Here is a 26,737-nt window from a genome sequence, read left to right on the forward strand (position 1 = left end):
AATGGAAGAAAAAAAGAAATTTTCTATTATCGATAGAATGAGAAGCTTCAAATATGCTTTTAATGGTTTGAAACTATTTTTTATAAATGATCACAACGGAAGAGTGCACCTGTTTGCAGCCATAATTGCAATAGTATTTTCTTGGTTATTACACATTTCGGAGTTGGAATGGGTAGCTATTTTTTTGGTGATTACTGCAGTCATCGTAACTGAAATCATCAATGCTTCAATTGAAAAATTAGCAGATGTCGTTTCTCCAACCTATCACCCTAAAATTAAAATCGTAAAGGATTTAGCTGCCGGAGCTGTATTAATGACCGCTTTTTTAGCCTTGGCTGTCGGCGGAATTATATTTATTCCGAAGTTACTTGCCTGCATCAGCTAATGTTGCCGCTTTAGATTCTTCTGTTTTATCCTGGATAATCTGATCCCAACGGGCCTGCATTTTATGGTTACTTCCATGCTCGGTTTCTTCATCATAATTACGCTGCATGGTGTCGAAATAGGTGCTCAGTTCATTTGCCAATTGCGAAATCTGCGCTTTATAGTTCGTTACAGAATAAGTTCTGTTTTTTAAAACCCTTTCGGCCTCAGAAAGCAGAATATATTGAATGTTTACATGACCTTGCTCGTGGTGGAGCAGGTCTGCACTTATCTGTGGGTTTTTTATTCTATCCCATTTAACCCATGAACGATCTTTGTCAATCATCACTTCATTCTTTAACTTAATCGTTACCCGGTTTCTGTTAACCACAGATTGATAACTATACTGCCAGGTCAATGCGGTTAAGGCAAAAAAAGGAGAATTCATGTCGGCTTTGCCTTTAAAATGCGTTTCCCAATTCAAGTGAACAGGTTCAGTAGTGTCTTGTTTAAATGCAAATGTACAGGGCAAAGTCAGCAAAAAGAGGAAGAGGATAAGCAGTTTTTTCATTTCAATTTTTCATTGAAAAAACCGTGCCTAAAATTTTTCCGGAGCAGAAATCTGGGCACTAATCCGTTCGAATTTCTCAATTAATAGCGCAATTCTTTCCTTTTCTCTTTTGATTACAGCTTTACGTAGAATAGTGGAGCAAAATAAAATCCAAAGAAAAGTTAAACCTATTGCAATCACTCTCTGGATCAGGTTAAAGCGACCAAGAATTTCAATAAAGTAAAAAATTATACCTGTAGAAAGGGCTACTGTATAGAACCAATAGAGAGAATTGTAAAGCTTATAACGATTTAATTGATAGGTCTTTAAGTTGTTTAAGTATTCTTTTGGATGTGCCGTAAAATCTGTTTTAGCGATTAGCCTGTAATCTCTGTAAAGAATCAACGTATAAACACCAATGGTGATAATAGTGATGCTGATGCCCACATGCGTAGTCCACGAATCGAAGTGAAAAAATACCCATAAAGCTGCAATGGCTATGAACGAAGCCGCCATTCCTATAATATTAAGCGCAGATTTGAACTTCAAACCATTTACTTCTTTTTTTGCCTGTTGCAGCATTTCATCAGCAGAAAACTTAACTTCTACCTCGTGCTTTTGCCACAACTCTTGTATTTGATCAAACGCTTGCATATTGGTTGTATAGTTCTGTTAATTTTTGTTTAATGCGATGAATTTTTACCCTTAAGTTGCCTTCGCTGATGCCGGAAATATCGGCTATTTCATGGTAAGGCAATTCATCGAGTACCATAGTAATGATCAAACGATCGTTTTCTTCCAGTTTGGAAATACATTGATATAATAACGCTACCTGTTCATTTTTCTCAGAGAATTCTTCAATTTTATTTTCGATGATATTTTCTGTCAGTTCGTCTTTTGCCTGCCTTTTTTCCGATCTTAAATAAGTTAAGCAGGTGTTAACGGCAATTCTGTAGATCCATGTAGAGATTAAAGATTTGTTTCTGAACTTATCCAGATTTTGCCATACCTTTAAAAAAGTTTCCTGTAAAAGGTCATTAGCGGCATCGGTATCTCCTGTATAACCATAACATAAATGGAATATCTTTTTGGAATTTGAATCAAAAATTTCTTTAAATAATTTGTCTTTTTGTTCCATTTAAGGGCGTTATAGTTCGTTTTAGATGTTAATTTGAGATCATTGTTACAGCGAAAGTAATAATTAAAGTGATTTTTATCTGTACATAAAATCATAATTTGTTACACCACCTAAATATCGTAGTTTTACCAAATTAATAAAGCCACCAACTTTTTTATTCATGAAGAAAAACAAACTCACGCTTTTCATTTTCATAGCGCTGATTGCGGGTATTGCATTGGGCTATATTCTGAATGTCAATTCTATTGATGTTTATAATCAGAAAATTCTCACTGCCGATGCGAAAGTTAAAAGTATAGAAGTTGCGATTAAGAAAACGCCAGATACCACAAGCGCCATTTTTACGCAGCTAAAAGCAGAGCGGAAGCTTAATGCAGGTATCAAGAAAGAAAACGAAGAGATCCGCGAAAAGAAACTAGAATATTTCACCCTGTTAAGTGATATTTTCCTTCGCCTGATTAAAATGATTGTAGCACCGCTTGTATTTACCACCTTGGTTGTTGGGGTTGCAAAAGTTGGTGATATTAAAGCCGTTGGCCGGATTGGTGGTAAAACCTTAGGCTGGTTTATGGCAATGTCGCTCATGTCGCTGGTGCTGGGTTTAATTCTGGTAAATCTATTCGAGCCAGGGAAACACATGCAATTAACTTTGCCCGATCAATTGGTAAACACCGGAATTCAAAAGGCTTCTATGAGTGTGAAGGATTTCATTGCGCACGTATTTCCAAAAAGTATCGCCGAATCTATGGCAACCAACGAAATTTTGCAGATTGTTGTCTTCTCCTTGTTTTTTGGTGTGGCTACTGCAGCTATTGGAGATTTAGGTCAGGTGGTGATTAAAGCCTTCGATGCCATTGCTCATGTAATTCTTAAAATGACTGGCTATGTAATGAATTTTGCACCTTTAGCGGTTTTCGGCGCCATGACAGCAATTGTAGCTAAGCAGGGGCTGAATGTTTTAAATACCTATGCTATATTTATTGGAGAGTTCTATTTAGGCTTAGCCATTTTATGGTCAATGCTCATTTTTATCGGCTTTCTAATCCTTAAGAAAAGAGTATTTAAGCTGGTAAGTGATATGAGAGAGCCTGCTATTCTGGCTTTTAGTACCGCAAGCAGTGAAGCCGCATATCCTAAAACGATGATGCTTTTAGAACGTTTTGGTTGTAAAGATAAAATTGTAAGTTTTGTGTTGCCGCTGGGTTATTCGTTCAATTTAGATGGCTCTATGATGTACATGACTTTTGCGTCTTTGTTTATTGCGCAGGCTTATGGCATCCATTTAGGCTTTGAACAACAAATTTCCATGTTGCTTATTTTAATGTTAACGAGTAAGGGAATCGCTGGCGTACCTCGTGCATCACTTGTGGTTATTGCTGGTACAATTGCAAGTTTCAATATTCCCGAAGCTGGCCTGGCATTGTTAATTGGTATCGATCCGCTATTGGATATGGGCCGTTCTGCAACCAATGTAGTGGGTAACTCTATTGCAACAGCAGTGGTGAGCAAGTGGGAAGGGGAGTTAAAAGAGTCTTGAGTAGAAAGTCATTAATCTGGAGTCTATTTTCTATCTCTTAATAATGATTAAATGATTTTGGAATGAGAAGATCTTTCAGAAAAAAAATGCAAACTTTGCAGCGTTTTGGAACCACCTATTAATTCACTCAATCATTCATAATTTACTCACTCAACAATTCATTCATTCTATAATTCATTTATTCAATAATTCAAATCGTGTCAAGTAGAGGAAAAAAAATATTCTTAGCCATTACCATCATCGTGCCGATGATTATTTATTGTTACATTTATTATAAACCAATTATTCAGAATGCACCTTTCCGCAAGGATGATTTTGTGTCTATGCAGTTTAGCTATGGCTTAAAAGATACTTTGGAAAATTCTTATGATTCGAAAACGGGTGTTTACCAATACGTAAATAATAAGGATTCTGTGGTGACTAAAAAATTCTTTTTAAAGAGTGATGATGTGTTATACATGCATAGAAAGGCAAATGAAATCGGCCTTTGGAATTTTCCAGATACCATTGGGAAGAAAAGCGATAAATCCAGGTTGGTTCCACGTTATGATATTACTTTCAATTATAAAGAAAAATCAAAGCACGTAACTGTTTATGGCGATTTTGATGGCAATCCGAAATTATTGGATGCAGCAGTTCAAATGAGAAAGATCATTCAGGAAACCTTATTACAAGCCGAAAAAAGATCAGGTAAGTAATTTGGCTTCATAAAGTTTTAATAGCCTTTAGCATAACCGAATGGTTTGTTAAAGGCTATTTGTTTTATAAGGTGTTTTTATGATTTGGAAATGAACGGGGGAGAAGCATTTGGCGGGCATCAGTCCCGCTTTCCGTTCTAAGCACCGCTGAAGAAGCGGAGGCTTCCACTGCAATCGGGTTTAAGAATGAGAAGATTGGTTTTCATAGCAAAGAGATCGGCACGAAAATGTTATGAAATTTGAGGGGAGCTGACGTGGTTTGAAATGCCAGCCCGGGGTTAAATAAACCTGATGGCAATGGAAAGCCGGAGTACAGCGAGGACTTGTAATGAACAGCAGGGCAGGAGGAAGCCAAGTATTGCCTAACATTGCTTTACAAAACCCACCTCAAATGCTGATAAATATCGATCTTAAAATCCTTAAATCCTCCAAATCCTGATCACGAAGATTTATAGTGAAAAATATTTTCGATATGTGTTTGTGTGTTAGTTGAATTTATTCTATATTTGCACCTCGTTAAATAAAAATTAAAAAACTAATATTTAAACAATGTACGCAATAGTAAATATAGCAGGGCAGCAATTTAAAGTTGCTAAAGACCAGCACCTTTTTGTACACAGATTGCAAGGAGATGAAGGCGCTAGTATTGAATTTGATAATGTATTGTTGGTTGATAATGGTGGTGCAATCACTGTAGGGGCTCCTGCAGTTAAAGGTGCTAAAGTTTCAGCTAAGATCGTATCTCATTTAAAAGGTGATAAAGTAATTATTTTCCACAAAAAACGTAGAAAAGGTTACAAAAAGAAAAACGGTCACCGCCAGTTTTTCACTAAGATCCAGATCTCTGACATCACGTTATAATTAATTGTTAACCCAATAATTCGCTTTTAGCGAGTTACAAAATATAAAATCATGGCACACAAAAAAGGAGCCGGTAGTTCGAAAAACGGACGTGAATCGCATAGTAAGCGTTTAGGTATTAAAATTTTCGGTGGTCAGTTAGCTATCGCTGGAAACATTTTAGTCCGTCAACGTGGTACAAAACACCATCCAGATAAAAATGTTGGTTTAGGAAAAGATCATACATTATTCGCTTTGATTGATGGTACAGTAGTTTTCAGAAAGAAACAAGATAACAAATCTTATGTATCTGTTCTTCCTATCACTGATGCTGAAATCGAAGAAGCATTAGCGAAAAAACCAGCTGTTAAAAAAGAAGCTGAAGCTAAAGAAGTTGTTGCTGAAGCACCAGTGAAAAAAGCAGCAGCTAAAAAAGCTGTTAAAACAGACGAAGCTACTGAAGAAGCTGCCGTTGCAGAATAATTAGTATCAACCAATATTTAAAATCCTTCAATGAAAATTGAGGGATTTTTTTTATCCCTGATTTTTGGTCACAAAAAAGCTGATCATTTTTTAAAATCATCAGCTCCGTTTTCTTGTTTTATTCTGGTCTAATATTCCCTTGCCATTAACTGATTCGTTAAGGTTAACAGATTTGACTTTTGCTCATCATTAACGTTGATCTGGGCAAACACATTCAATGCCTGATCCAGATATTTATTCATGCTCTCTTTAGCAATATTCTGAACATCTAAAGTATCGTAAACTGATTTTACTGTTTCTACTTTTTCCTTAATGTCAAAATCCTTATAGCTGGTCCAAACATCTAATGATTCTTTAATATCTCCATCAGCCAGTTCGAACGCTTTTAATAATAAGAAGGTTTTCTTATTGGCAATAATATCTCCGCCCACTTGTTTGCCGAACTTTTCAGGGTCTGCATAAACATCCAAAATATCATCCTGTAACTGAAAGGCAATGCCGATGTTTTCTCCAAACTGATAAATCAGATCAGCGTCTTTTTCTGATGCTCCTGCAATAATAGCACCTAGTTTCAAGGCGCCACCCAATAGAACAGCAGTTTTCAATCTGATCATATTGATGTATTCTTCAATACTCACATCATCGCGACTTTCAAATTCCATATCCAGTTGCTGGCCTTCGCAAACGCCCTGAGCAGTTGCATTAAAAGTATCTAAAACATCTTTTAAGAAAATCGGATTAACCTTTGCAAGGTTTTTATTAGCCTCAACCATCATTACATCTCCACTGAGTATAGCGGTGTTGATACTCCATTTCTCATGCACAGTTGGCTTTCCTCTACGTAAAGGCGCATTGTCCATGATGTCATCATGGACCAGTGTAAAATTGTGGAAGACCTCGATGGCCATTGCGGCATGGATGGCATCATGTGCATCTTTACCGAATAATTCGGTACCCATTAAAACTAATAATGGGCGAATGCGTTTGCCACCAAGATTTATGATATAAGTAATGGGATCGTAAAGCTGTTTAGGCTGATCTGGAAACCTTAAGTTTTGTATTGCTGTATTTAAAATTTGTTGTAATTGCTCCGTTGTATGCATTGCACTAGTTTATTATTAAGGCCGTCTCCAAGGTTTTTTGACCTCTTTTCTCTTCGTTTTTTTTGTATTGGATTAGAATCCCAAAAATCAGCATTATAAACCATATTTTCTGTTGTTTTTACGTCATTGGTTTAGTTGAATAGTGCTTTAAGTCTTAAAATGACGAAAAATATTCCATAGGTTAGACCCTAATCAGCAATAAGCGTAAAATCAATCTGACGTTTAGCTAAATCTACTTTTTTCACACGGATCATCACTTCATCTCCCAATTGATATTTTTTCTTCTTTCTTTGACCTACGATGCAGTAATTTTTCTCATCCAAAACATAAAAATCATCAGAAATATCACGCAAGCGAATCATACCCTCACATTTATTTTCTTCAATTTCTACATACATTCCCCATTCGGTTACGCCAGAAATAATTCCTTTATATTCGGTGCCGATGTTATTTTCCAGGTATTCTGCTTGCTTGTACTTAATAGATGCACGTTCAGCATCGGCAGCACGTTTTTCCATGGCGGAAGAATGCACGCAGGCTACTTCATAAAATTCTGCATCGGCAGATTTTCCGCCATCCAGATAAGTTTGCAACAGTCTGTGCGACATCACGTCAGGATAACGACGGATAGGAGAAGTGAAATGCGTATAATATTCAAATGCCAGACCATAATGGCTTGTTTTTTTAGTCGAGTAAATCGCTTTTGCCATGGAGCGGATGGCCAGAGAAGTCAGGATGTTTTGTTCCTTTTTGCCTTCCACATCGGCCATTAAATGATTAAGTGACTTGGCGATTTCTTTATCAGATTTGGTATTAATTTTATAACCAAAACGCGAAGCAAATGTGGCGAAAGTATTTAAGGTTTCCATATTCGGAGAATCGTGCACACGGTAAACGAATGTCAGTTTTTTTTCTCCTTTTTGTTTCTTAGCTACGTATTCAGCCACTTTTCTATTGGCCAGGAGCATATAATCTTCAATTAGTTTATGCGCATCCTTACGCTCTTTAACATAAACGCCGATAGGTTTTCCAGATTCATCCAGTTTAAATTTGACCTCCGTACTCTCGAAGCTAATGGCGCCATTTTTAAATTTGCGATCGCGTAAGATGTAAGCGAGTTCATTAAGTTTAAGAATTTCTTCGGCGTGATCGCCAGCCTTATTCTCAATCACTTCCTGTGCTTCTTCGTAACTGAATCGTCTGTCAGAATGAATCACTGTTCTGCCATACCACTCATTTTGAATGTTCGCTTGTTCGTCTAATTCAAACACGGCAGCAAAACACAATTTATCTTCATTCGGGCGAAGTGAACACACGCCATTACTCAAACGTTCAGGTAACATCGGAATCACACGGTCTACCAGATAAACAGATGTAGCCCGACTATAAGCTTCTTTATCTAAATCAGTTCCCTGAATTACATAATGTGAAACATCAGCAATGTGGACACCAATTTCATAATTGCCATTTGGCAATTTCTGGTAAGATATGGCATCATCAAAATCTTTGGCATCAGCCGGATCGATGGTGAATGTTAATACGTTTCTAAAGTCTTTACGTTTTGCAATCTCGGCTTCCGGAATTTCTTCAGGAATGGCATTGGCTTCTTTTTCTACCTGTGGAGGAAACTCCAGTGGAAAACCATATTGTGCTAAAATGGCATTCATTTCTGTATTGTTTTCCCCTTGATTACCTAAAACATGCTTTACAATGCCGATTGGGTTTTTAGCACTTTCAGGCCAGTCTGATAAAGTTACCAGAACCCGCTGACCATTTTTGGCTTCGAGTGTATCTGCTAGCGGTACGAAAATATCATGCATCATTTTTTTATCATCTGCAATAACAAAAGCAAAACGATCGGAGATTTTAATTACTCCGGTAAAATCAGATTTAGCACGTTTGATAATCTCTATAACCTCGCCATCATTTTTACGGACACTTTTTTTAGCGAAAACATAAGCTTTCACCGTATCGCCATGTAAAGCATTTTTAAGCTTTTTAGGTGCTACAAAAATGTCTTTTTCAAATTCATCCTGAGGAACAATATATGCAGAACCATCGGCGGTCATATCAACCGTGCCAATAATAAAGTTTTGAAGATCTTTAAGCCTGTACTTCCCTTTTTCAGGCTCCAGGTAGATGCCTGCGCCTTTTCCTTCTTTTAGTATTTCTAAAATGGTCTCTTTAGATTCCAGATCGTTAAGGTTTAACTTGGCGGAAACTTGTTTATAATTGAGTAACTGATTATTGTTCTTTTCAAAAACATCGCTAACCAATTGATTCAGAACCAATTTTATATTTGCTGATTTTTTTTTTGCCATAATTAAAAAACTGAATTTATCGAAGATACAGAAAAGATGTAAAGGATGGAAAGATGGGGGATGGAAAATGGTGGAAAGGTAAGAGGGAAAAGTGGAAATGAAGGAGGTTTAAAGGTAAAATGTAAAAGGGAAGGTGGGGTAGAGGAAATTGGGTTGAGAAGTAAGATGTAAAAGGGGTAATAGGAAATGGATGAGGAGGTTGAAAGGTAAGATGTAAAAGGGAAGGTGGGAAATGGATAAGGAGGTTGAAAGGTAAGATGTAAAATGGGTAATTGGAAATGGATAAGGAAGTTGAAATGTAAAAGGGTAAATGGATTAGATAGTTTCCTTAGTTCAATAATTTAAGTTTTACATATTTTATTCTTTTGCGCTCAGCGGTATAGCTTAAATGTACATTTCCTCTTTCATCCTGAATAATCGCCGGGTAGCTATATTCGCCCTTTTCATGATTTTCTAAGGTATAAATGTCCTTCCACGTTTTGCCATCTTTAGAGATTGCCAGTTTAAGCACAGATCGGCCTTCCCACCAATTTTTGCCTGCGGTTAAAGGATTGTAAATGAGTAACTGGCGCCCATCTTTTAAGGTAACGGCGTCGCTCCCGGAGTTTGGGTTTGGTAAACTGGTTGCGGCTAATTTAGACCAATGTTTACCACCATCAGCCGACCAACTTTCTACAATTACATTTTGTCTGCTTCTACAAAGTAATTGCAGTTTTCCATTCGGGTAGGTAAGAATTGATGGCTGGATCACGCCAAATGTATCACAATCGATTTCTATCTTTTCCCAATTGTTATTTTTGTTGTCGGATTTTTCTAAGTGGATGCTCCAGGTTTTTTCATCTAAACTTTCTGTGCTTGATGGATAAAGGATGATGTCTTTAGTTAATTGAACTGGCTTATTTTTGATCGGACCGAGATAACCATCTGGCAATTTAACAGCATCAGACCATGTTTCTCCATCATCTTTTGATGTTTTGTATACTGCCCACCATGCTCTCGGATTTGGACCTATTTTGTAATGTAGGGTCAGCGTTCCATCTATTGCTTTGAAGAGAACCGGGTTCCAACAAGCAAATCTGGTCGAATCGTTGACAATTCCATCGGCCACAGGTTTTGGTGCACTCCATCTTTTTCCGGTTTTTAGGGATGTCCAGATAACTACACTTTTATCGCCTTCTTGTTTCCCGCCAAACCAGGCTGCCATTATCTTTCCCTTACCAAGATCTACAAGGGTAGAAGCGTGGCAAGCAGCAAATGGCGCATTTTCAAAAACATAGTCAGACTCAATAATTTTAACATTTTGCGCTTTGGCTGATGTAATAATTATGCACAGTAAGATAAAAAAGTAACGTAACATTTTATTTATTTAACTTCCGGGTATGGCTTTAATTAACTTCTTAGTGTATTCAGCTTTAGGTTCATAGAAAATCTGCTCAGGAAAGCCTTCTTCTTCAATTTTTCCCTTGTTCATCACCAGGATGCGATCAGAGATGTGTTTTACTACGGCCAGATCATGAGAAATGAAAATATAGGTTAAGCCGAATTCGCATTGTAAATCTTTAATTAAATTCAATACCTGCGCTTGTACAGAAACATCTAGTGCAGAAACAGATTCATCGCAGATGATAAACCTGGGTTCTAAAGCCAATGCCCTTGCAATGACTACCCGCTGGCGTTGACCACCACTGAATTCATGTGGATAACGGTTAAAATGCTCTTCTTTTAATCCAACTTTATGAAGTAACTCTAATACTTTTTGCTTTCTCACTGCATCATTTTTAAGCAATCGATGAACTTGTAAAGGTTCCAGAATGGATTGACCGATGCTTAATTTAGGGTTTAGCGAGGCATAGGGATCCTGAAAAACAATTTGCATATCTTTTCTAAGTTTCCTTAATGCGGTGCTATTGATGTTGGTTATGTCCTGGTCATTGAAAATGATACTGCCTGATGTAGGTTGAATCAACCTTAAAATGGTTCTTCCAAGCGTAGTTTTACCACAGCCTGATTCGCCAACTAAACCGAGTGTTTCTCCAGGGAACACATCAAAACTAATCTGATCAACGGCTTTAACATAATCTTTAGTCTTGCCAAAAATTCCATTATGAATGGGGTACCAGGTACAGAGATCTTTGATTTGGAGGATCGGCTTTTGCTTATATAGGAATTCCCTGCGGGCGGAGATTTCCTCATTGGTTAACTGATTGGATGCCTGCAAATGCGCATTGGCATCATCAATTTTTCCGGTTAGGAAATCAGCAACTACAGGAAGTTTTTTTAATTGTAGCAAAGGTGAGGGGCGGCAAGCCAGCAAACCTTTTGTATAAGGATGCTGTGGATTTTCGAATATGGATTTGGCTGTACCTTGCTCCACAATTTCGCCTTTATACATTACGGCAACTTCATCAGCAATTTCATTCACCACACCCAAATCATGGGAAATGAAAATCATTGCCATATTGCGTTCTTCTTTTAGCTTTAAAAGCAATTGAAGAATTGTTTTTTGAACAGTGACATCTAAGGCCGTTGTAGGTTCATCCGCGATTAATAGTTTTGGATTGCAGCTTAGTGCCATGGCAATCATTACCCTTTGTTTTTGTCCGCCTGAGATTTGGTGTGGATAGCTATCAAATATTTTTTCAGGTCGTGGAAGTTGCACTTCGTTAAACAGTTCAATTGTTTTTTGTTTAGCGGTTTGCTTGTCGATTTTTTGGTGCAAGATAATCGTTTCAGCAACTTGTTCTCCGCAGGTGAATACAGGATTCAGGGAAGTCATTGGCTCCTGGAAAATCATGGAGATTTGATTTCCTCTGATCTGACGGATTTCGTTTGCACTTAAACGCAGTAAACTGATGTTTTCAAAGTCGATTTCGCCAGTAATTTTTGCCGATCTTTCATCATGCAAGCGCATAATAGAAAAAGAAGTTACTGATTTGCCCGAACCCGATTCACCAACAATACCTAAAACAGTTCCTTTTTTTACATTAAAACTGATCTGTTTTACTGCTTTAAACCAGGTTTTTTCATCCTGGTTATAGAAATCGATGTTTAAATTTTCTACGTTTAACATTAGATTTTAGTAATCACAAGTTCTTTTGATTCAGTTTCTAAGCTATTATATTCATCGAAGTGACAGTGATGACCGACTGGAGTTTCATCTTGTGCTAAAAAGAGTAAGTGTTTTGCAAGGGAGATCAATCCTTCTTTGTTAGCGGCAATAACAATTTGATCTTCAACTATATCAGTTTCTATGGTAAACCCATCCTCCCAGCTATAAATTATACCTCTTTCTTTAGAATATTTTGGGATATTTAGTTTTAACTCTACCATCATTTAGGTTACAATGGTAATGTTTTCTGCCGAAATTACATCCATTCCTTTAAATTTTAATAACACCTGAGCGGTAGTAATCACATCTTTTTGACAATAAGTTACAATCCGATCTAGATTTTTTTCTTCGTAATAAACCTGTCTTACCTGGCTGCCGTTTATATCATCTTTTGGTGTCGGAATATTCAGGATAGCGGCAAGTAAATTCAAGGAGGTATAGTGTTTATAGTCTCCGAACTTCCACATTTCCATGGTATCTAAGTGATTCACTTCCCATGGTTTTTTGCCAGAAATATCTAATGGTGGCGGAATTTCTAAGCCATTTACCAAAAGTCGCCTACAGAGGTAAGGATAGTCGAATTCCTTTCCATTATGTGCGCAGAACATTAATGTTGCAGCTTGCTTTTCAATCAGCATAGAAAATTGCTTAAGGATTTCCCGTTCATTATCGCCCGCAAACGATTTTAGTCGCAAGGAATATGATTTGTGCTGATAACTAAAAATCCCAAGGCTAATGCAGATGACCTTTCCAAACTCTGCCAAAATACCTGCACGTTCATAAAACTCCTCTGCACTTTGATCTGGCTTGCGCTGATGACTGGTTTTAATTTCCCAAAGTTCCTGCAGGTTTGGAGGAACATCGTTATAAGATTGGTATTGCGGAACAGTTTCAATATCAAGTACTATCACCTGACTTAAATCGAGTGTTTTTAGCATGGAGTTTAATGTTGAATAATTGGATCTTGACAACAGGTCGGTTCTTCGGCCATTACAATTTACAATTATCATTCAATAAATCAGCAATATTATTTAAGTTTGAGCATGGCACAAAATAAATTCGAGCAATCTCTGGCAGAAGGGGCTCATCAAAAACTTCAAAGTTTAGTTGGTAATTGGTCAGGAAGCACAAAAACATGGTTTGAAAAGGATGTTTTGGTTGATGAGTCTACCTCAACAGCAGAAATCACATCAATTTTAGATGGCCGTTTCATTGTTTATGATTATGAAAGCAGTTTGGAAGGAAAACCTTTAGTGGGTAAAATGATTATTGGTTTCGATATCCCTTATCAGAAATTTACCTTTAGCTGGATAGATAGTTTTCACATGGGTACGCAAATGATGCAGGCTACAGGCGAGCCTACAGAAAATGGATTTTCAATTTTAGGTACTTATGGAAATCCGGAATATGGTGATCAACTATTTGGCTGGCGTACCGAACTTGAAATTATTAATGATGACGAAATCATTTTTTCAGCTTACAATATCATGCCAGGAGAGGAAGAAACGAAAGCGATTGAAGCGGTTTATAAGCGTACATAACCCTCGCATTTTTGGAAAAAAATGCAAGGGTTTTAAAATCTAGAATAGTGAAGGCGAGATTTGATTAGCCATTACCGGAATTTTCAAATCGATTCCTAGTGCCTTATTTAATTTTTCTGTGAAGTAGGCAGAGAATAATGGCGAGGATAGTTCTACATTTTGGTGAACAAAGAAGTAGAGGTTTTCCAATCCTTGTTTTTTCCATTCTACTATTCTTTCCACCCAGTCATCCAAACGTTTTTTATCTATTTCATCTACATTCGCGCCCACAAATCTGATAAATGCCGTTGGTGTGGTTAAACGCATGTGCAGCATATCTCTGCGACCGGCGGTGTCTACAATGATGTTCGTGATGCCATTATCTTCAAATAATTTAGCAAATTCTGTTGCTATGGCAGCGTTTGAGAACCACTCCTGGTTTCTCACTTCCACGCCTAAAGGAATCACTTTGGGAAATTCATTCACAACGATTTTTAATCTTTCAAAATCTTTTGGTTTGAAATTGTCGTGCAACTGTAGAAAAGCCATTCCCAATTTATCCTCGAAATTACTAATGGCATCGCAAAATTGCTCCACAGGCTCTTTAACGTTTATAAGTCTTTTGAAATGACTTACGGTATTGGTAAGCTTCGGGAAAAACTTAAAATCTGCCGGTGTTTTTTCTGTCCAGGTGATGACTTGTTCACTTGAAGGCATACCATAAAAAGTGGCATTAAGTTCTATGGAGTTGAATTGAGTAGAATAATAAGTGAGTTCATCTTTTGTACCTTTTGGATAAAAGCCCTTCAAATCGGCCTTATTCCATTTTGCGCAACCAACATAAGCCTGAAAAGATTTTTTGGCTTTGTTTGCTTTCAAAACTGCTACTGTTCCGTGAGCATCAGCGGGGAGGGTATAATCTATAATGGATGGATCTTCTACTTTACCGAATTGCATATGATATTGTTTAACTTAACCGCTAAGTTAGCAAAGAAAATTGCGCAAAGAAAAACAAAGAAAATATTTTGCGCCATCACATCATTGAGGCACTAAGCAATCTATTTAGCAAGGAGATTGCTTCGGCGGCTGAAAAACCGACTCGCAATAACGAAACCTATAAAAAAGCGCTAAGTAAATACTTAGCGCTCTTAGTTTTTTTTGGCGCATGGAACTCAAAACTCCAAACGCTCAACCTCAAACTGATTAATAACCCAGAATCTTCAATACCTGTTTACTATTCTGTTCCTCTCCAAAAACCTCAAAATTAAAGCTTTCATCACGGTTTCTACGGATCAATACATGTTTCGGGCTCGGTAATAAACAGTGATGAATACCGCCATAGCCACTTAATACTTCCTGGTAAGCACCGGTGTGGAAGAAACCTAAATACTGTACCTTACGCGTTTTAGGCATAAATACACTATTCATGTGTGCCTCCTGGTTATAGTAATCCTGCCCATCGCAGGTAATTCCACCAAGGTTTACACGCTCGTATTCTGCATCCCAGTTGTTAATTGGCAATAAAATGTATTTCTGGTTTAATGCCCAAACATCAGGTAAGTTAGTGATGAAAGAACCATCTAACATTAACCAACGCTCACGGTCATTTTGTTGTTTACGACCGAGTACTTTGTAAAGAATACCAGAGGCCTCAGCCACCGTATATTTTCCAAATTCAGTAATAATATCCGGTTCCATAACATCATGTATGGCACAGATTTCTTTAATCCTTTTTACAATTTCGTTTACCATGTATTCGTAATCGAAATCGAAAACCAATGAATCTTTAAATGGCATTCCGCCACCAATATCAAGGGTATCTAAATCAGGATTGATTTTTTTGAACTTGCAATAAAGCGTTACATATTTCTCTAACTCATTCCAGTAATAAGGTGAATCTGTAATTCCGGAGTTAATAAAGAAGTGTAATAATTTTACGCGGAAGTTCGGGTTGTGAACGATTTTATTATTGTAGAAATCGATAATGTCTTCCATACGCACACCTAAGCGTGAGGTATAGAATTGTGAATCCGGTTGCTCTTCAGCTGCAATCCTGATCCCTAAATTACAAGGCGTATCAATGTCAACCTCATCATCAAAAAGATTAAATTCCTCTTTATTATCTAGTACCGGAATGATGTTCGTATAACCATCATGCAACATATCAATGATATATTGCTTGTACTGATAAGTTTTAAAGCCGTTACAAATAATGGTGGTATCCTTGGTTAAATGTCCTTTTTTTTCTAAGGCATCAACCATTGGCATATCAAAAGCAGAAGAAGTTTCCAGGTGGATATTGTTCTTCAGCGCCTCTTCTACAATGTGTTTAAAGTGGGAGCTTTTTGTGCAATAGCAGTATTTATAATCACCACGATAATTGTTTTTTAAAATGGCAGTCTGGAAAAGAATCTTCGCCTGTTGAATCTTCTTACTTACCAGCGGTAAATAGGTGAAACGTAGGGGAGTACCATAAGTTTCAATCATTTCCATCAGGTTTAAATCCTGAAAATATAATTCATCATCTATTACATCAAAGCCTTCTTGTGGAAAGCCAACGCTTAGATCGAGAAATTCTGAGTAACTCTGCATTTAATCTTAAATAATTTTTGCAAAAATGTAATTTTAAATCGAGAATTAATCTTTATTAAAAATATTTTTACTGTAGAGAAACGCATTAGTTTTACACAGGATATGCTCACATCAAGTTTTTAAACGTGAATAGGCAGCATGAGTGTAGTTTAATATTTATTTAAGCGGATATTTCCTGCAACTATCTTAAATTTTAGTTGATCGTAATATGCTATCTGAGTAAATCATTTAGATCAGCAGGAAAATATTTTGTTAGGTTTGGAAAGCAAAACCTGTATTTCAATTAAATGTTAGTCCTGCTCTCCGTTTTACTCCTCCCGATTGAAAAAATCGGGATTCGTGCTCATTACGATCAGGTTTAGATTAATCAGGTTCGTGCTACTATTGAGGTTTGAATAGCGAATCTTATATTTTTATTAACGAAATATTAGATAATTCATTAAATTAATGAGCTATTAATCAGTATTTAATATCTTATTTTAAATTTTTTAAAGTAATTTTATGTTTAGATCGTCTACTCTTTTAGGTAACTAATTAACATTAAGGAATACTTATTTGTAATCATCCCAATTATGATCTCGATCTTTAAAACAAATATTCAATCAGGAGTTGAATTGAATAACATTTCGCAGCATTTAAATACATTGCTTTCTGGCGCTACATGGAGTGTAGATTTATCCGATTCCGACAGGATTTTGAGAATCGACTCTAGCCTGGATAAAATCAGTGACGCTGTTTCATTGATCACGAAGTTTGGATATAATTGCGAGAATTTGCAAAACTTCTACGCACCACCGGTGTGGTAAATTAATAAGAGATTGCCACGAATATTATCGATGAAGGATTGGTGAATATTCTCAAGGACGTTCAGGGAGACAGAGAAACTACGGTTTTAAACTGACGAAGTTTTCCTTCGCCGCAGGCCAACTAAACTTCGTAAGTTGATTTATCGTCATTGCTCAGCGTTTAAAGAGCAGAAAACTAGGACGCCAAACTAACACTGTCGTCATTGCAATGACGAATTTGCTTGAAGAATCGTCCTGCTGAACTTGATTCAGGATCTTACCTAAATAGGTGCTGAACTAAATTTACTGCGTAGCTTTCCGCTGCGCTACAGGTCAGCATGACGAATCAATTAGTGTATTGCTTGAAGAAATCCCTTTTGCAAAAAAAAAAATCGTCTTCCTGAACTTGATTCAGGACCTTACCTGTATAGTTGCTGAACTAAATTCAGGAGGACGAATTGGATAGTGCATATTACTCTATAAGTATTTATTAAGAAGAGTTACTTTCTCCCTGCTTTAGGAGCCAGTGTAAGGAACATTCTCTTTCCTTCCAGTTTCGGTAGTAATTCTACTTTGCCTACATCTTCTAATCCTTGGGCAAACTTCAATAATAAAATCTCTCCCTGGTCTTTGTAAACAATCGATCTTCCCTTAAAATGAACAAAGGCACGAACCTTTTCGCCGCTTTCCAGAAATGATATGGCGTGTTTCAATTTGAACTGAAAATCGTGATCATCTGTATTCGGACCGAACCTGATATCTTTAATGATGGTTTGTTTTGCCTTAGATTTGATTTCCTTCTGTTTCTTCTTCTGTTCGTAAAGAAACTTACTGTAGTCGACGATGCGACAAACCGGAGGAACGGCATTCGGTGAGATTTCGACAAGATCAAGGCCTTGTTCGTCTGCTAATCTTAATGCCTCAGCGATGGGGTAGATTGCTGTTTCTACATTATCTCCTGTCAGTCTTACCTCTGTTGCGGTAATTAACTGATTAATTTTATGTTCTGCTTCTTTCTTTCTGAAGGGTAAGCGTGGCCCTCTGTTGAATCCTGCTTTTTTTAATGCCAAATTGCTATAGTTTTAATGAATAATATTTACGCGAGAAGCGTGAATTGACTGTTTCGATAATATACAACTTTCTGCCGAACTACGCAAATCTAGTTTTGCATCATGACTTTGCGCTGAAGATGATACGAAAATTTAAACAGAAAGTAGGGTAAGAGATAAATTGTCAATCTTGGGCTTGTCGAAAGGAACTCAAACACTTTAAGTCATTTCGACAAGCGCAATGTTGACAATCTTAGGGATTGATCGCTAAAGAAAAGACAATCGTTTTTATATTATTCTATTGCTGTTGTTGCAGCTGCTGCTGCTTAAGCTTTAATGAGTCTTTTGCTCTTTTCTTAAAGAAGCCACGAAGTAGGAAATTACTTTGTAATGCTTCGAGATCTTCATCCAACTTTTTGCTGCTTTTTTCCAGATTGATCATAATCGATTTCACTTGTTGCGCAGTCGCTGCATCATTTAATAATAATCCGGCAGCGTTATCAGAAGTTTTTAATTTCCCCGAGGCAGTTTCTAAGTTAGCAGCCATTACTGATGCAGATTGTGTTAGTTTTTGTAAACTTTGAGTAGATCTTTCCAGCCTTGCAAAAACTGCTGTATCCGTCATCATCTTATTTACCAATCCATTTTTATTATTCAATGTTTGTCCGAAGGTGTTCAGCTCAGAAGCCATTTTTGAAGTGGCTAAAGAAGTTTTATTTAGGTTCGCAACCATCGCTTTAAAATTTTGTGCCAGTTGCTCGTCTGATAGGAGGGCACCTGCTGCACCTTTGCCATCAATCAGGTTACGGGAAAGAACTTTAAAATCAGAAGTGATATCAACCAGATTTTTATTGTTCACCTGAAGTGTTTTCATGATATCATCTGTTGATAATGAAGTGTTCACTTTTAACATATCTCCGTCCTCAACAAATGGAAATTTTGGGTTTCCGCCTGTGAGCACCACAATTTTATTACCAATTAAACCATCTGCACCGATACTGGCACCAGCATCTTTATGAATGTATTTATGCACATCTTCTTCTATACTCAATGCTACCTTCACCTGCGAGGTTCCGAAAAAATCGATTTTTTTAATTGTTCCGATTTTAACGCCTGAAAACCAAACGTTATTTCCTTTTTTAAGCCCCTGAATATCATTAAAAACTACATTAAGGGTAAAGCTTTTTACGAAGGTTTTTTTCTGACTTCCTAAAGTGAAGATGGCCAGTACAAATATCAGTATGCCTAAGGCAATGAAAATGCCTACTGTTATTTTCTTTTTATTGTCGTTCATGGTTATTGTATAAAATTATAATCAAAAAATGGTTGAGCCAGTTTATCTCCAGAATTAAATATTTCCTCAAAACTGCCTTGACGTTCAAAACGGCGTTCCATTAACATCGCTACCCGGTTGCCAACTTCCTTTGCACAAGTTAAATCGTGGGTAATAACAATGGCACTGGTATGGTATCGCTCCTGAACATCGTTAATCAGCTTGTTAATTTCTTTGGATGTGATGGGATCAAGTCCGGCGGTTGGTTCATCATAAAGCATAATCTCTGGCTTTAAAATTAACGTTCTGGCAATTCCTATCCGTTTTCGTTGTCCGCCAGAAAGTTCCGATGGCATTTGATTAATCGTCTGAGATAATCCAACAGCATCCAGCATCTCTTCAATCAGCGAATTTACTTCAGCTTTCGTCAGGTCTTTTCGGTTTCTAACCAACGGGAATTCCAAATTATCCCGAACAGTCATACTATCATATAAAGCACTATTCTGAAATGAAAAGCCAACCCTTAGTCGCAGATCAAGTAATTCCTGATAAGAAAGTGCATCCACTTTTTGACCAAGGACGTTCACCAATCCGCTATCTGGCAAAAGCAGGCCGACAATAATTTTAATCAGAACAGATTTACCTGTTCCGCTTTTGCCCAACACCACCAGGTTTTCACCTTTGTAAACATCAAGGTTGGCATCTTCCAAAACCTTATAAGTTCCGAATGCCTTATCTAGCGATTTAATCTCAATAACTTTTTCCGAATTAAAATCGGTCATATTTTTTGATACCATATCTCAGTTTAAGTATTAAAAAGGCTGAAAATTTGTACACAAACTACTTCTTCAACAAAAATAAGGAACATGGCAGTTACTACAGCCGAATTTGCAGCCTTTCCTACGCCCTCTGTTCCTTTAGAAGAATGATATCCCTGGTAACAACCAACAATAGCGATGGTAAATCCGAAAATGATCGCCTTTGTGGTACTGGCAATAATATCTAAATAAGTAATATTTTCTAAAGCACTTTGAAAAAAAGTAGTGGCGCTGGTACCCTCATTTACAGAAACGTTCAGCAGTGCACCAAGCATCCCTACCATTGCCGTATAGAAGGTAAGAATTGGCATGGTAATCGTAGCCGCCAAAACCCGCGTTACTACCAGAAACTTAAATGGGTTGGTTGCACTCACTTCCATGGCATCAATTTGTTCACTTACCTTCATCGAGCCTAATTCTGCACCTATACTGGAGCCTACTTTCCCTGCTGCAATAAGTCCGGTGAGTAAAGGAGCTAACGTTCTTAATAAGGCAATACCAACTAAAGAAGGTAACCATGATGTTGCGCCAAATTCTGATAATGATGGTCTGGATTGTTTAGTAAAAACCAATCCGGTAATAAAGCCGGTTGTAGAAATAAGTAGCGCAGAACGATAACCAATTTCATAACATTGCCTCATTAGTTCTTTAAATTCGTAAGGCGGAATAAAGGCTTCGCGGAAAAATCTTCCAATAAATTTAAATACATTATAAAGGGTGATAAACAAATTTCCGAATTTACTTACGGGCTTCGGTGTATCAGCCGGGGTCTCTTTCTCTATTCCCATTTTTGAGTTTTTGCTTTTTTTGTGGAGTCTTGTGGAAGCTCTTTTTCCTTAATCAAACGGTGTTCGGAAACGGAAAGTGTATCAGCAGGAGAGAGACTGCCATACAACACTTTATATGTTGCCATTAAACTCTTATTCCTTTTCTGAAAATCTGCTTCACTCATCTTTCCCTGATTCAATTGTTGTTTTAGCGCAACTGATTGATCTATAATAGCCTTTGCAGAATCTACAATGCCAGAACTGGAAAGTGTAATTTGTTTATCTACCTTTTTCCCTCCAGAGCCTCGCTCCGGATTGGTATTGTGGCAAGCAATCCCTAAAAGGACAATAGGTAACATAAATTTTATTCTCATGGTAACAATACAGATTAAGTTGCCAATTGTTTTTGGCGAAGTAGATTATTTGTATCCATCTTTTTGATTGATTAAATGAGTTTAAACGATACTCTGATAAGTACATCTGGATTTTGAATGCCAGTGCAAATCAGAATATTCTGCCTGTCAAATATAATCTATAAATGCCATACTTATAGTTTTAATCCCCCTGATGATTCAATTTCAGATAGACAATTTTCCTTAAAATCCTTAAGAAGTAACTTGTTCTTTAGCTAAATGATAAAGTCTTTAGCAGATTTTTTTTGTTATATGGTGGGATTTATTAGTTTTGTGGGCCCTACAAGGGGATTACATTAATTTATAGATGGATTTATTCATCTTAATTATTCATAACTATGGAAAAATTCAAACAGGTACAAGAAGTTATCGCTTCAGTTGAAGCCGATATTGCTAAATTCTATGATGGTGGAAATGCTGCAGCTGGAACGCGTGTTCGTAAAGCAATGCAAGACCTTAAAGTATTAGCTCAGGAAATCAGAGCTGAGGTTACAGAGAAAAAAAACGGTGCAAAATAGGCACCTGTAGCAATGATAAAATGCCTTTAGGACACTTCCTGAGGGCATTTTTGTTTAACAGCTAATCCGTATATTGTATTACGAAATCGAATATACTAACGAGCTGTTTGTTTAATCAAGACGTCATGGGCGGATTCGAACCGCCGTAAAAGGTTTTGCAGACCTGTACCTAAACCACTCGGCCACATGACTATTTAATTCATTTGCTGGTCAATCAGAAATTAATTACACTGCAAATGTAAAATTATTTATATAATATCTATAGGTTTTGTAGTCTTTTTTAGGGATGTATTATTCTGTGTTTAAAAATCATTAAAAATGAATTATTTAAGTAAAGTCATCAATAGTTAAGATTCCCGATCAGTAAAAAAAGTAAGTTCTTATCCGATAACATAGAAAAGTTATACCTTATATATACCAGCAGCCATTTTTTCTATAAATGATTTGGGTAAAAATCTGTTGGCATAAACGCTTACTATGTTGGTTAGCCCAGGAACAATTTCAGATTTTCTTCCAAGCATGCCTTTCACGGCAATAGCAGCAACTTCGGCAGGTTGCATATTAAATTTTTCGGCCATTTTACTAAAGGCATCTAAACCTGCCCGATGCGCAAAACCAGTATCCACAGGGCCAGGACTCATACAGGTAACGGATATAGACGTGTTTTTTAATTCAAACCTTAATGCGCGTGTAAAAGAGAGTACAAATGCTTTGGTAGCAGAATAAATGGCAAGTGTTGGTACGGCCTGGTAAGCCGCAGTGCTTGAGATATTAAGAATGTAAGATTGCTTTTCTTTAGACAGTGCAGGAATTAAGAGATGACATAATGAAACGACTGTATCCATATTCAGTCGGCACATTTCCATTTGGGCCTGAAGATCCAGTTCCTTAAACTGCCCCCAAATTCCGTAACCTGCATTATTAACGAGTGTATTGATCCGATATTTTTTTTCATCAATCCAGTCAGCCACTTTTTTGGGTGAATTATATTCGCCCAAATCAATAGCCATGAAATCGGTCGCTACACCATGTTCAGTAGCAATTTCACGACTTAGTTTTGCGAGTTCATCAGCCGACCTGGCAATAAGCAAAAGATTAAAACCTTTTTTAGCAAGTTCAAAAGCAATTGATTTGCCTATTCCTTTACTCGCTCCGGTAACTACTGCATAACTTTTATTCTGATCGCTCATGTACAATTTCATTAAATATACTCTATCGCAAAGATGCTATATTAAAGATTAACTTCTAAAATTATGAATGATAATAAATCACTAAAGGAGATTAATAACTTTAATCGGGAATAATTTTATATTTGGTAAGTGCATTAATTACAAGTTCACTACAATCTGAAGCCTTAATAGATTTTGACTATAGAAACATAGAATTATTCGATTGTGATTTGTGATGAGGAAGGTTTAACTTTAGACATGTTTTAGCTTAGTAATAGGTTAACTTCAAAAACAAAACATATTAAAAATGGAAAAAGATTCAAATGATATCAGCAAATGTCCCTTCCATAATGGGAGCATGAAACAGAATGTTGCAGGTGGTGGAACCAGAAACCACAACTGGTGGCCGAATCAATTAAAGCTTAATATTTTACGTCAGAATTCTTCCCTGTCTAACCCAATGGATAAGGATTTTAATTATGCTGATGCTTTTAATAGCTTAAATTTAGAAGAGTTAAAAAACGATCTAAAAGAATTAATGACTGATTCACAAGATTGGTGGCCGGCAGATTTTGGTCATTACGGCGGCTTATTCATTCGTATGGCATGGCATAGTGCTGGAACTTATCGTGTTGGTGATGGTCGTGGTGGAGCAGGAGCAGGTTTGCAACGTTTTGCACCACTTAATAGCTGGCCAGATAATGTTAGTCTGGATAAAGCCAGGAGATTACTTTGGCCAATCAAACAAAAATATGGCAACAAAATTTCATGGGCAGATTTAATCATTCTTACCGGTAACGTTGCGCTCGAATCTATGGAATTCAAGACTTTCGGTTTTGCCGGGGGGCGTGATGATGCCTGGGAGGCAGATGAATCGGTGTATTGGGGATCAGAAACAACCTGGTTAGGTGGTGATGTTCGCTATGCTCATGGTTCAGACGGTGCTGGTAAAGAACATGGTGTTTTAGTTAGTGATGATAACGCCGATGGAGATGTTCATACCCGAAACTTAGAAAAACCACTTGCAGCTGTGCAAATGGGATTGATTTATGTAAACCCTGAAGGACCAGATGGAAACCCAGACCCGGTATTAGCCGCCAAAGATATTCGCGATACATTTGGAAGAATGGCCATGAACGATGAAGAAACGGTAGCATTGATAGCTGGTGGTCATAGTTTCGGTAAAACACACGGTGCCGCTTCTGCAGATCATGTAGGTAAAGAGCCTGAAGCAGCTGGGATCGAAAGCCAGGGGATGGGATGGGATAACAGTTATGCATCTGGTAAAGGTGCGGATACCATTACTAGTGGATTAGAAGTAACGTGGACGACAACACCAACTAAATGGAGTAATAATTTCTTCGAAAATCTTTTTGCATACGAATGGGAATTAACCAAAAGCCCGGCTGGTGCACATCAATGGGTTGCAAAAAATGCAGAAGCCATTATTCCTGATGCTTACGATGATAGCAAGAAACATTTGCCATCGATGCTTACCACCGATATTGCTTTAAGATTTGATCCTGAGTATGAGAAAATATCAAGACGCTTTCTGGAAAATCCAGATCAATTTGCAGATGCTTTTGCCCGTGCCTGGTATAAACTAACGCACAGAGATATGGGGCCTACAAGCCGTTACCTTGGGCCAGATGTACCTCAGGAAGAATTGCTTTGGCAAGATCCTATCCCAGCCGTTGACCATACTTTAGTAAATGATACTGATATAGAGGCATTAAAAGCAAAATTGTTATCATCTGGATTGAGTGCATCTGAATTAATTTCAACCGCATGGGCATCGGCTTCTACTTTCCGTGGATCTGATAAACGCGGAGGCGCAAATGGTGCCCGTATTCGTTTATCGCCACAAAAAGATTGGCAGGTGAATAATCCAGTACAATTGCAGAAAGTTTTAGGTGTGTTGGAAAAAATTCAGCATGAGTTTAACAATGCGCAGTTTGATGGCAAAAAAATCTCTCTTGCCGATTTAATTGTATTAGCAGGTACTGCTGCTGTAGAAAAAGCAGCACATGAGGCTGGATATTTCGATGCTATTCCTTTTACCCCAGGGCGGATGGACGCTTCGCAAGCACAAACCGATGTAGAATCATTTAGTTACCTGGAGCCACAGGCTGATGGTTTCCGGAATTACCGTAAATCTAAATCGTCTGTTTCGACTGAAGAATTCCTGATTGATAGAGCCCATCTGCTTACTTTAACTGCTCCTGAGCTAACCGTTTTAATAGGTGGTTTGCGTATGTTGGATATTAACTTCGATGGATCTAAAAATGGTGTGTTCACCCATACCCCAGGAAAATTAACCAATGAGTTTTTCGTTAATCTGCTGGATATGAATACCGCCTGGAAAGCAACTTCTGAAGATAAAGAAATCTACCTTGGCAGCGATAGGACTACGGGGCAACCAAAATGGATGGCCAGTAGAGCTGACCTTGTTTTTGGTTCTAATGCTGAATTAAGGGCAATTGCAGAAATCTATGCCAGCGTAGATGGAAAAGATAAATTTGTGAAAGATTTTATACATGCCTGGACAAAAGTGATGAATCTGGATCGATTCGATCTCGCATAATAATTTCTAAATTACTTGAAGGATGCCATTGGCATCCTTTTTTGTTTTACAAACTGTTTTTTCTACATTCGTTTTCACTTCAAGTTCGTAATACTTTATGTCCATTATCTATCAAAGCAATCGAATAGTAATCCGAGAATTTTTGCCATCCGAAGAATCTCTGTTTTGTTGTTTTTTTGAGGATAAAGAGGTTACTCAATATTTACCTCAACTTCATAAAGATGATTACCGGTATTTATTTGGTCTTGCATTAAAGGATTATAAGCATGGACCATTCGGACGTTGGGGCATTTTTGATACTGAAAATAGCAATTTCATAGGTAATTGCCTTCTTCGGCCTTTCGTGGAAATTCCTGGACAAATGGAAATCGGCTACAGTTTGGACAAATCGTATTGGGGTAGAGGTATTGGTACAGAAGTGGCAAAGGCACTTATTTGTTATGGATTTGCTAAAACCGATTCAAACGAAATCGTAGCACTTACAGATATAAGAAATAGAGGCTCACAAAAAGTTCTTCAAAATTCTGGTTTTGAACAATTGGAAAATATATTAAGAAAGGGAGTGGAGCTCAATTATTTCCTAATTAAACGCAGTTAATTCTTACTACCAGTACCTGACAATAATTAGTATCGTATTTATTTTAAGGTTAACGGTCATAATAGCCATTATATATAGTAGCAATCTGCTAAATCAACCCTTCACTCCAAACCCTATATGTTTCTCTATGCCTATATGGTCCAAAAGCGGAAGGTGAATCGTGGATTTGCGTCTCCACATACTTTCTAACCCTATAACCTCCTAACCAATCTCCCGTAAACGCTCTTTTCAAAAAGTTTTAATAATTTTAACTTTTTCTATAATGATTCCCAGTGGCTTATGATTTCCCCTTCATTTTATCTGCCTTCCCATTTGCAGTGGTTGTAATTTTTGCTATCTTTGCATCCCGCTTCGGAAGGAAGTGGATGCTGGTTGAAAGACTGGCAAATTGAAAGGCAAAATAGGAAATACCAGCTAAAAAAATAAAACCAGATTTTATTTGGAAGTTGGGAAAAGATTTCTACCTTTGCACTCCCAACCGAAAGGAAGGGGAAAAAGATCAAGGTGGC

The 26,737-nt window shown here is 37.3% G+C and carries 28 protein-coding genes and 1 tRNA gene; 10 read left to right on the plus strand and 19 right to left on the minus strand.

What is annotated here, in order from left to right:
- Position 1: 1 nt before the first annotated feature.
- Positions 2-385 (plus strand): diacylglycerol kinase family protein, encoded by a 384-nt coding sequence (locus ACN1CD_RS19270; RefSeq protein WP_419132051.1) that lies wholly within the window; start codon positions 2-4, stop codon positions 383-385.
- Here the strand turns inward: ACN1CD_RS19270 and ACN1CD_RS19275 are convergent.
- The 3 genes from ACN1CD_RS19275 to ACN1CD_RS19285 are packed head-to-tail and all read right to left on the minus strand — an operon-like array spanning position 365 to position 2,051.
- Positions 365-934 (minus strand): DUF922 domain-containing protein, encoded by a 570-nt coding sequence (locus ACN1CD_RS19275; protein ID WP_419132052.1) that lies wholly within the window; start codon positions 932-934, stop codon positions 365-367. The genes ACN1CD_RS19270 and ACN1CD_RS19275 overlap by 21 nt on opposite strands.
- A gap of 27 nt (positions 935-961) precedes the next feature.
- Positions 962-1,567, minus strand: coding sequence for a hypothetical protein (locus tag ACN1CD_RS19280; RefSeq protein WP_419132053.1), 606 nt, complete (start codon positions 1,565-1,567; stop codon positions 962-964).
- A complete protein-coding gene (locus ACN1CD_RS19285; RefSeq protein ID WP_154280486.1) occupies positions 1,554-2,051 on the minus strand; it encodes an RNA polymerase sigma factor in 498 nt (165 codons plus the stop codon). Before ACN1CD_RS19285 ends, ACN1CD_RS19280 begins: the two co-directional genes overlap by 14 nt.
- Before the next feature lie 160 nt (positions 2,052-2,211).
- On the opposite strand from ACN1CD_RS19285, the gene ACN1CD_RS19290 reads away from it, so the two are divergent.
- From ACN1CD_RS19290 to rpmA, 4 genes are all read left to right on the plus strand, one after another.
- Positions 2,212-3,588 carry a dicarboxylate/amino acid:cation symporter gene (locus ACN1CD_RS19290; RefSeq protein WP_419132054.1) on the plus strand — a complete coding sequence of 459 codons (1,377 nt, stop codon included), beginning with the start codon at positions 2,212-2,214 and terminating at the stop codon, positions 3,586-3,588.
- Positions 3,589-3,785: 197 nt separating this feature from the next.
- The gene (locus tag ACN1CD_RS19295; protein ID WP_419132055.1) at positions 3,786-4,286 is read left to right on the plus strand and encodes a hypothetical protein; all 501 of its coding nucleotides are present in this window, start codon (positions 3,786-3,788) and stop codon (positions 4,284-4,286) included.
- A gap of 549 nt (positions 4,287-4,835) precedes the next feature.
- A complete protein-coding gene (gene rplU, locus ACN1CD_RS19300; protein WP_025146774.1) occupies positions 4,836-5,147 on the plus strand; it encodes a 50S ribosomal protein L21 in 312 nt (103 codons plus the stop codon).
- A 51-nt stretch (positions 5,148-5,198) separates the two neighbouring features.
- On the plus strand, positions 5,199-5,609 hold the full coding sequence (gene rpmA, locus ACN1CD_RS19305) for a 50S ribosomal protein L27 (protein WP_419132056.1): 411 nt from the start codon (positions 5,199-5,201) through the stop codon (positions 5,607-5,609).
- Between the two features lie 128 nt (positions 5,610-5,737).
- On the opposite strand, the gene ACN1CD_RS19310 is transcribed toward rpmA, so the two are convergent.
- Together ACN1CD_RS19310 and rnr are read right to left on the minus strand one after the other, a co-directional pair.
- The gene (locus ACN1CD_RS19310; protein ID WP_419132057.1) at positions 5,738-6,712 is read right to left on the minus strand and encodes a polyprenyl synthetase family protein; all 975 of its coding nucleotides are present in this window, start codon (positions 6,710-6,712) and stop codon (positions 5,738-5,740) included.
- Between the two features lie 188 nt (positions 6,713-6,900).
- Positions 6,901-9,033: a ribonuclease R gene (rnr, locus tag ACN1CD_RS19315; RefSeq protein ID WP_419132058.1), complete on the minus strand. Its 2,133-nt coding sequence runs from the start codon at positions 9,031-9,033 to the stop codon at positions 6,901-6,903.
- Between the two features lie 45 nt (positions 9,034-9,078).
- On the opposite strand from rnr, the gene ACN1CD_RS19320 reads away from it, so the two are divergent.
- Positions 9,079-9,204 (plus strand): hypothetical protein, encoded by a 126-nt coding sequence (locus tag ACN1CD_RS19320; RefSeq protein ID WP_419132059.1) that lies wholly within the window; start codon positions 9,079-9,081, stop codon positions 9,202-9,204.
- A gap of 157 nt (positions 9,205-9,361) precedes the next feature.
- Here the strand turns inward: ACN1CD_RS19320 and ACN1CD_RS19325 are convergent, their stop codons facing one another.
- From ACN1CD_RS19325 to ACN1CD_RS19340, 4 genes are read right to left on the minus strand one after another with little or no spacing between them, the layout of a single operon-like run.
- Positions 9,362-10,390, minus strand: coding sequence for a sialidase family protein (locus ACN1CD_RS19325; protein WP_419132060.1), 1,029 nt, complete (start codon positions 10,388-10,390; stop codon positions 9,362-9,364).
- A 9-nt stretch (positions 10,391-10,399) separates the two neighbouring features.
- Complete coding sequence (locus ACN1CD_RS19330) at positions 10,400-12,103, minus strand: ABC transporter ATP-binding protein (RefSeq protein ID WP_419132061.1); 1,704 nt, start codon at positions 12,101-12,103, stop codon at positions 10,400-10,402.
- Entirely contained in the window at positions 12,103-12,366 is a 264-nt protein-coding gene (locus tag ACN1CD_RS19335) for an Imm32 family immunity protein (RefSeq protein WP_419132062.1), read from the minus strand. The genes ACN1CD_RS19330 and ACN1CD_RS19335 overlap by 1 nt, the downstream gene beginning before the upstream one ends.
- A complete protein-coding gene (locus tag ACN1CD_RS19340) occupies positions 12,367-13,080 on the minus strand; it encodes a 3'-5' exonuclease (RefSeq protein ID WP_419132063.1) in 714 nt (237 codons plus the stop codon). It abuts the gene before it with no gap.
- 105 nt (positions 13,081-13,185) lie between these two features.
- Between ACN1CD_RS19340 and ACN1CD_RS19345 the strand changes: the two genes are divergently transcribed.
- Entirely contained in the window at positions 13,186-13,683 is a 498-nt protein-coding gene (locus ACN1CD_RS19345) for a DUF1579 domain-containing protein (protein WP_419132064.1), read from the plus strand.
- Between the two features lie 39 nt (positions 13,684-13,722).
- On the opposite strand, the gene ACN1CD_RS19350 is transcribed toward ACN1CD_RS19345, so the two are convergent.
- The 7 genes from ACN1CD_RS19350 to ACN1CD_RS19380 all read right to left on the minus strand — a co-directional run bounded on the left by ACN1CD_RS19350 (position 13,723) and on the right by ACN1CD_RS19380 (position 21,305).
- Positions 13,723-14,619 (minus strand): DUF72 domain-containing protein, encoded by an 897-nt coding sequence (locus ACN1CD_RS19350; protein ID WP_419132065.1) that lies wholly within the window; start codon positions 14,617-14,619, stop codon positions 13,723-13,725.
- Positions 14,620-14,865: 246 nt separating this feature from the next.
- The gene (locus ACN1CD_RS19355) at positions 14,866-16,254 is read right to left on the minus strand and encodes an arginine decarboxylase (RefSeq protein WP_419132066.1); all 1,389 of its coding nucleotides are present in this window, start codon (positions 16,252-16,254) and stop codon (positions 14,866-14,868) included.
- A 1,285-nt stretch (positions 16,255-17,539) separates the two neighbouring features.
- Positions 17,540-18,109, minus strand: a complete 570-nt coding sequence (gene infC, locus ACN1CD_RS19360; RefSeq protein WP_419132067.1) for a translation initiation factor IF-3 — start codon at positions 18,107-18,109, stop codon at positions 17,540-17,542.
- Between the two features lie 277 nt (positions 18,110-18,386).
- Positions 18,387-19,382: an MlaD family protein gene (locus ACN1CD_RS19365; protein ID WP_419132068.1), complete on the minus strand. Its 996-nt coding sequence runs from the start codon at positions 19,380-19,382 to the stop codon at positions 18,387-18,389.
- Between the two features lie 2 nt (positions 19,383-19,384).
- Complete coding sequence (locus tag ACN1CD_RS19370; protein WP_419132069.1) at positions 19,385-20,143, minus strand: ABC transporter ATP-binding protein; 759 nt, start codon at positions 20,141-20,143, stop codon at positions 19,385-19,387.
- 23 nt (positions 20,144-20,166) lie between these two features.
- Positions 20,167-20,967 (minus strand): MlaE family ABC transporter permease, encoded by an 801-nt coding sequence (locus tag ACN1CD_RS19375; RefSeq protein WP_419132070.1) that lies wholly within the window; start codon positions 20,965-20,967, stop codon positions 20,167-20,169.
- Positions 20,958-21,305 carry a hypothetical protein gene (locus ACN1CD_RS19380; protein ID WP_419132071.1) on the minus strand — a complete coding sequence of 116 codons (348 nt, stop codon included), beginning with the start codon at positions 21,303-21,305 and terminating at the stop codon, positions 20,958-20,960. Before ACN1CD_RS19380 ends, ACN1CD_RS19375 begins: the two co-directional genes overlap by 10 nt.
- A gap of 392 nt (positions 21,306-21,697) precedes the next feature.
- On the opposite strand from ACN1CD_RS19380, the gene ACN1CD_RS19385 reads away from it, so the two are divergent.
- On the plus strand, positions 21,698-21,877 hold the full coding sequence (locus tag ACN1CD_RS19385; RefSeq protein ID WP_132534758.1) for a histone H1: 180 nt from the start codon (positions 21,698-21,700) through the stop codon (positions 21,875-21,877).
- Positions 21,878-21,997: 120 nt separating this feature from the next.
- Here ACN1CD_RS19385 and ACN1CD_RS19390 read toward each other — a convergent pair.
- Both ACN1CD_RS19390 and ACN1CD_RS19395 read right to left on the minus strand, forming a co-directional pair.
- Positions 21,998-22,069: transfer RNA gene (locus ACN1CD_RS19390), tRNA-Cys, on the minus strand.
- A 209-nt stretch (positions 22,070-22,278) separates the two neighbouring features.
- Entirely contained in the window at positions 22,279-23,067 is a 789-nt protein-coding gene (locus ACN1CD_RS19395) for an SDR family NAD(P)-dependent oxidoreductase (protein ID WP_419132072.1), read from the minus strand.
- A 286-nt stretch (positions 23,068-23,353) separates the two neighbouring features.
- Between ACN1CD_RS19395 and katG the strand changes: the two genes are divergently transcribed.
- Both katG and ACN1CD_RS19405 read left to right on the plus strand, forming a co-directional pair.
- On the plus strand, positions 23,354-25,630 hold the full coding sequence (katG, locus tag ACN1CD_RS19400; protein WP_419132073.1) for a catalase/peroxidase HPI: 2,277 nt from the start codon (positions 23,354-23,356) through the stop codon (positions 25,628-25,630).
- A gap of 97 nt (positions 25,631-25,727) precedes the next feature.
- Complete coding sequence (locus tag ACN1CD_RS19405; protein WP_419132074.1) at positions 25,728-26,228, plus strand: GNAT family N-acetyltransferase; 501 nt, start codon at positions 25,728-25,730, stop codon at positions 26,226-26,228.
- A gap of 296 nt (positions 26,229-26,524) precedes the next feature.
- On the opposite strand, the gene ACN1CD_RS19410 is transcribed toward ACN1CD_RS19405, so the two are convergent.
- Positions 26,525-26,737, minus strand: a 213-nt coding sequence (locus ACN1CD_RS19410) for a hypothetical protein (RefSeq protein ID WP_419132075.1), incomplete at its 5' end; no start/stop codon positions are given.

This window comes from Pedobacter sp. N23S346, from assembly GCF_048515415.1.
Taxonomy (GTDB): domain Bacteria; phylum Bacteroidota; class Bacteroidia; order Sphingobacteriales; family Sphingobacteriaceae; genus Pedobacter.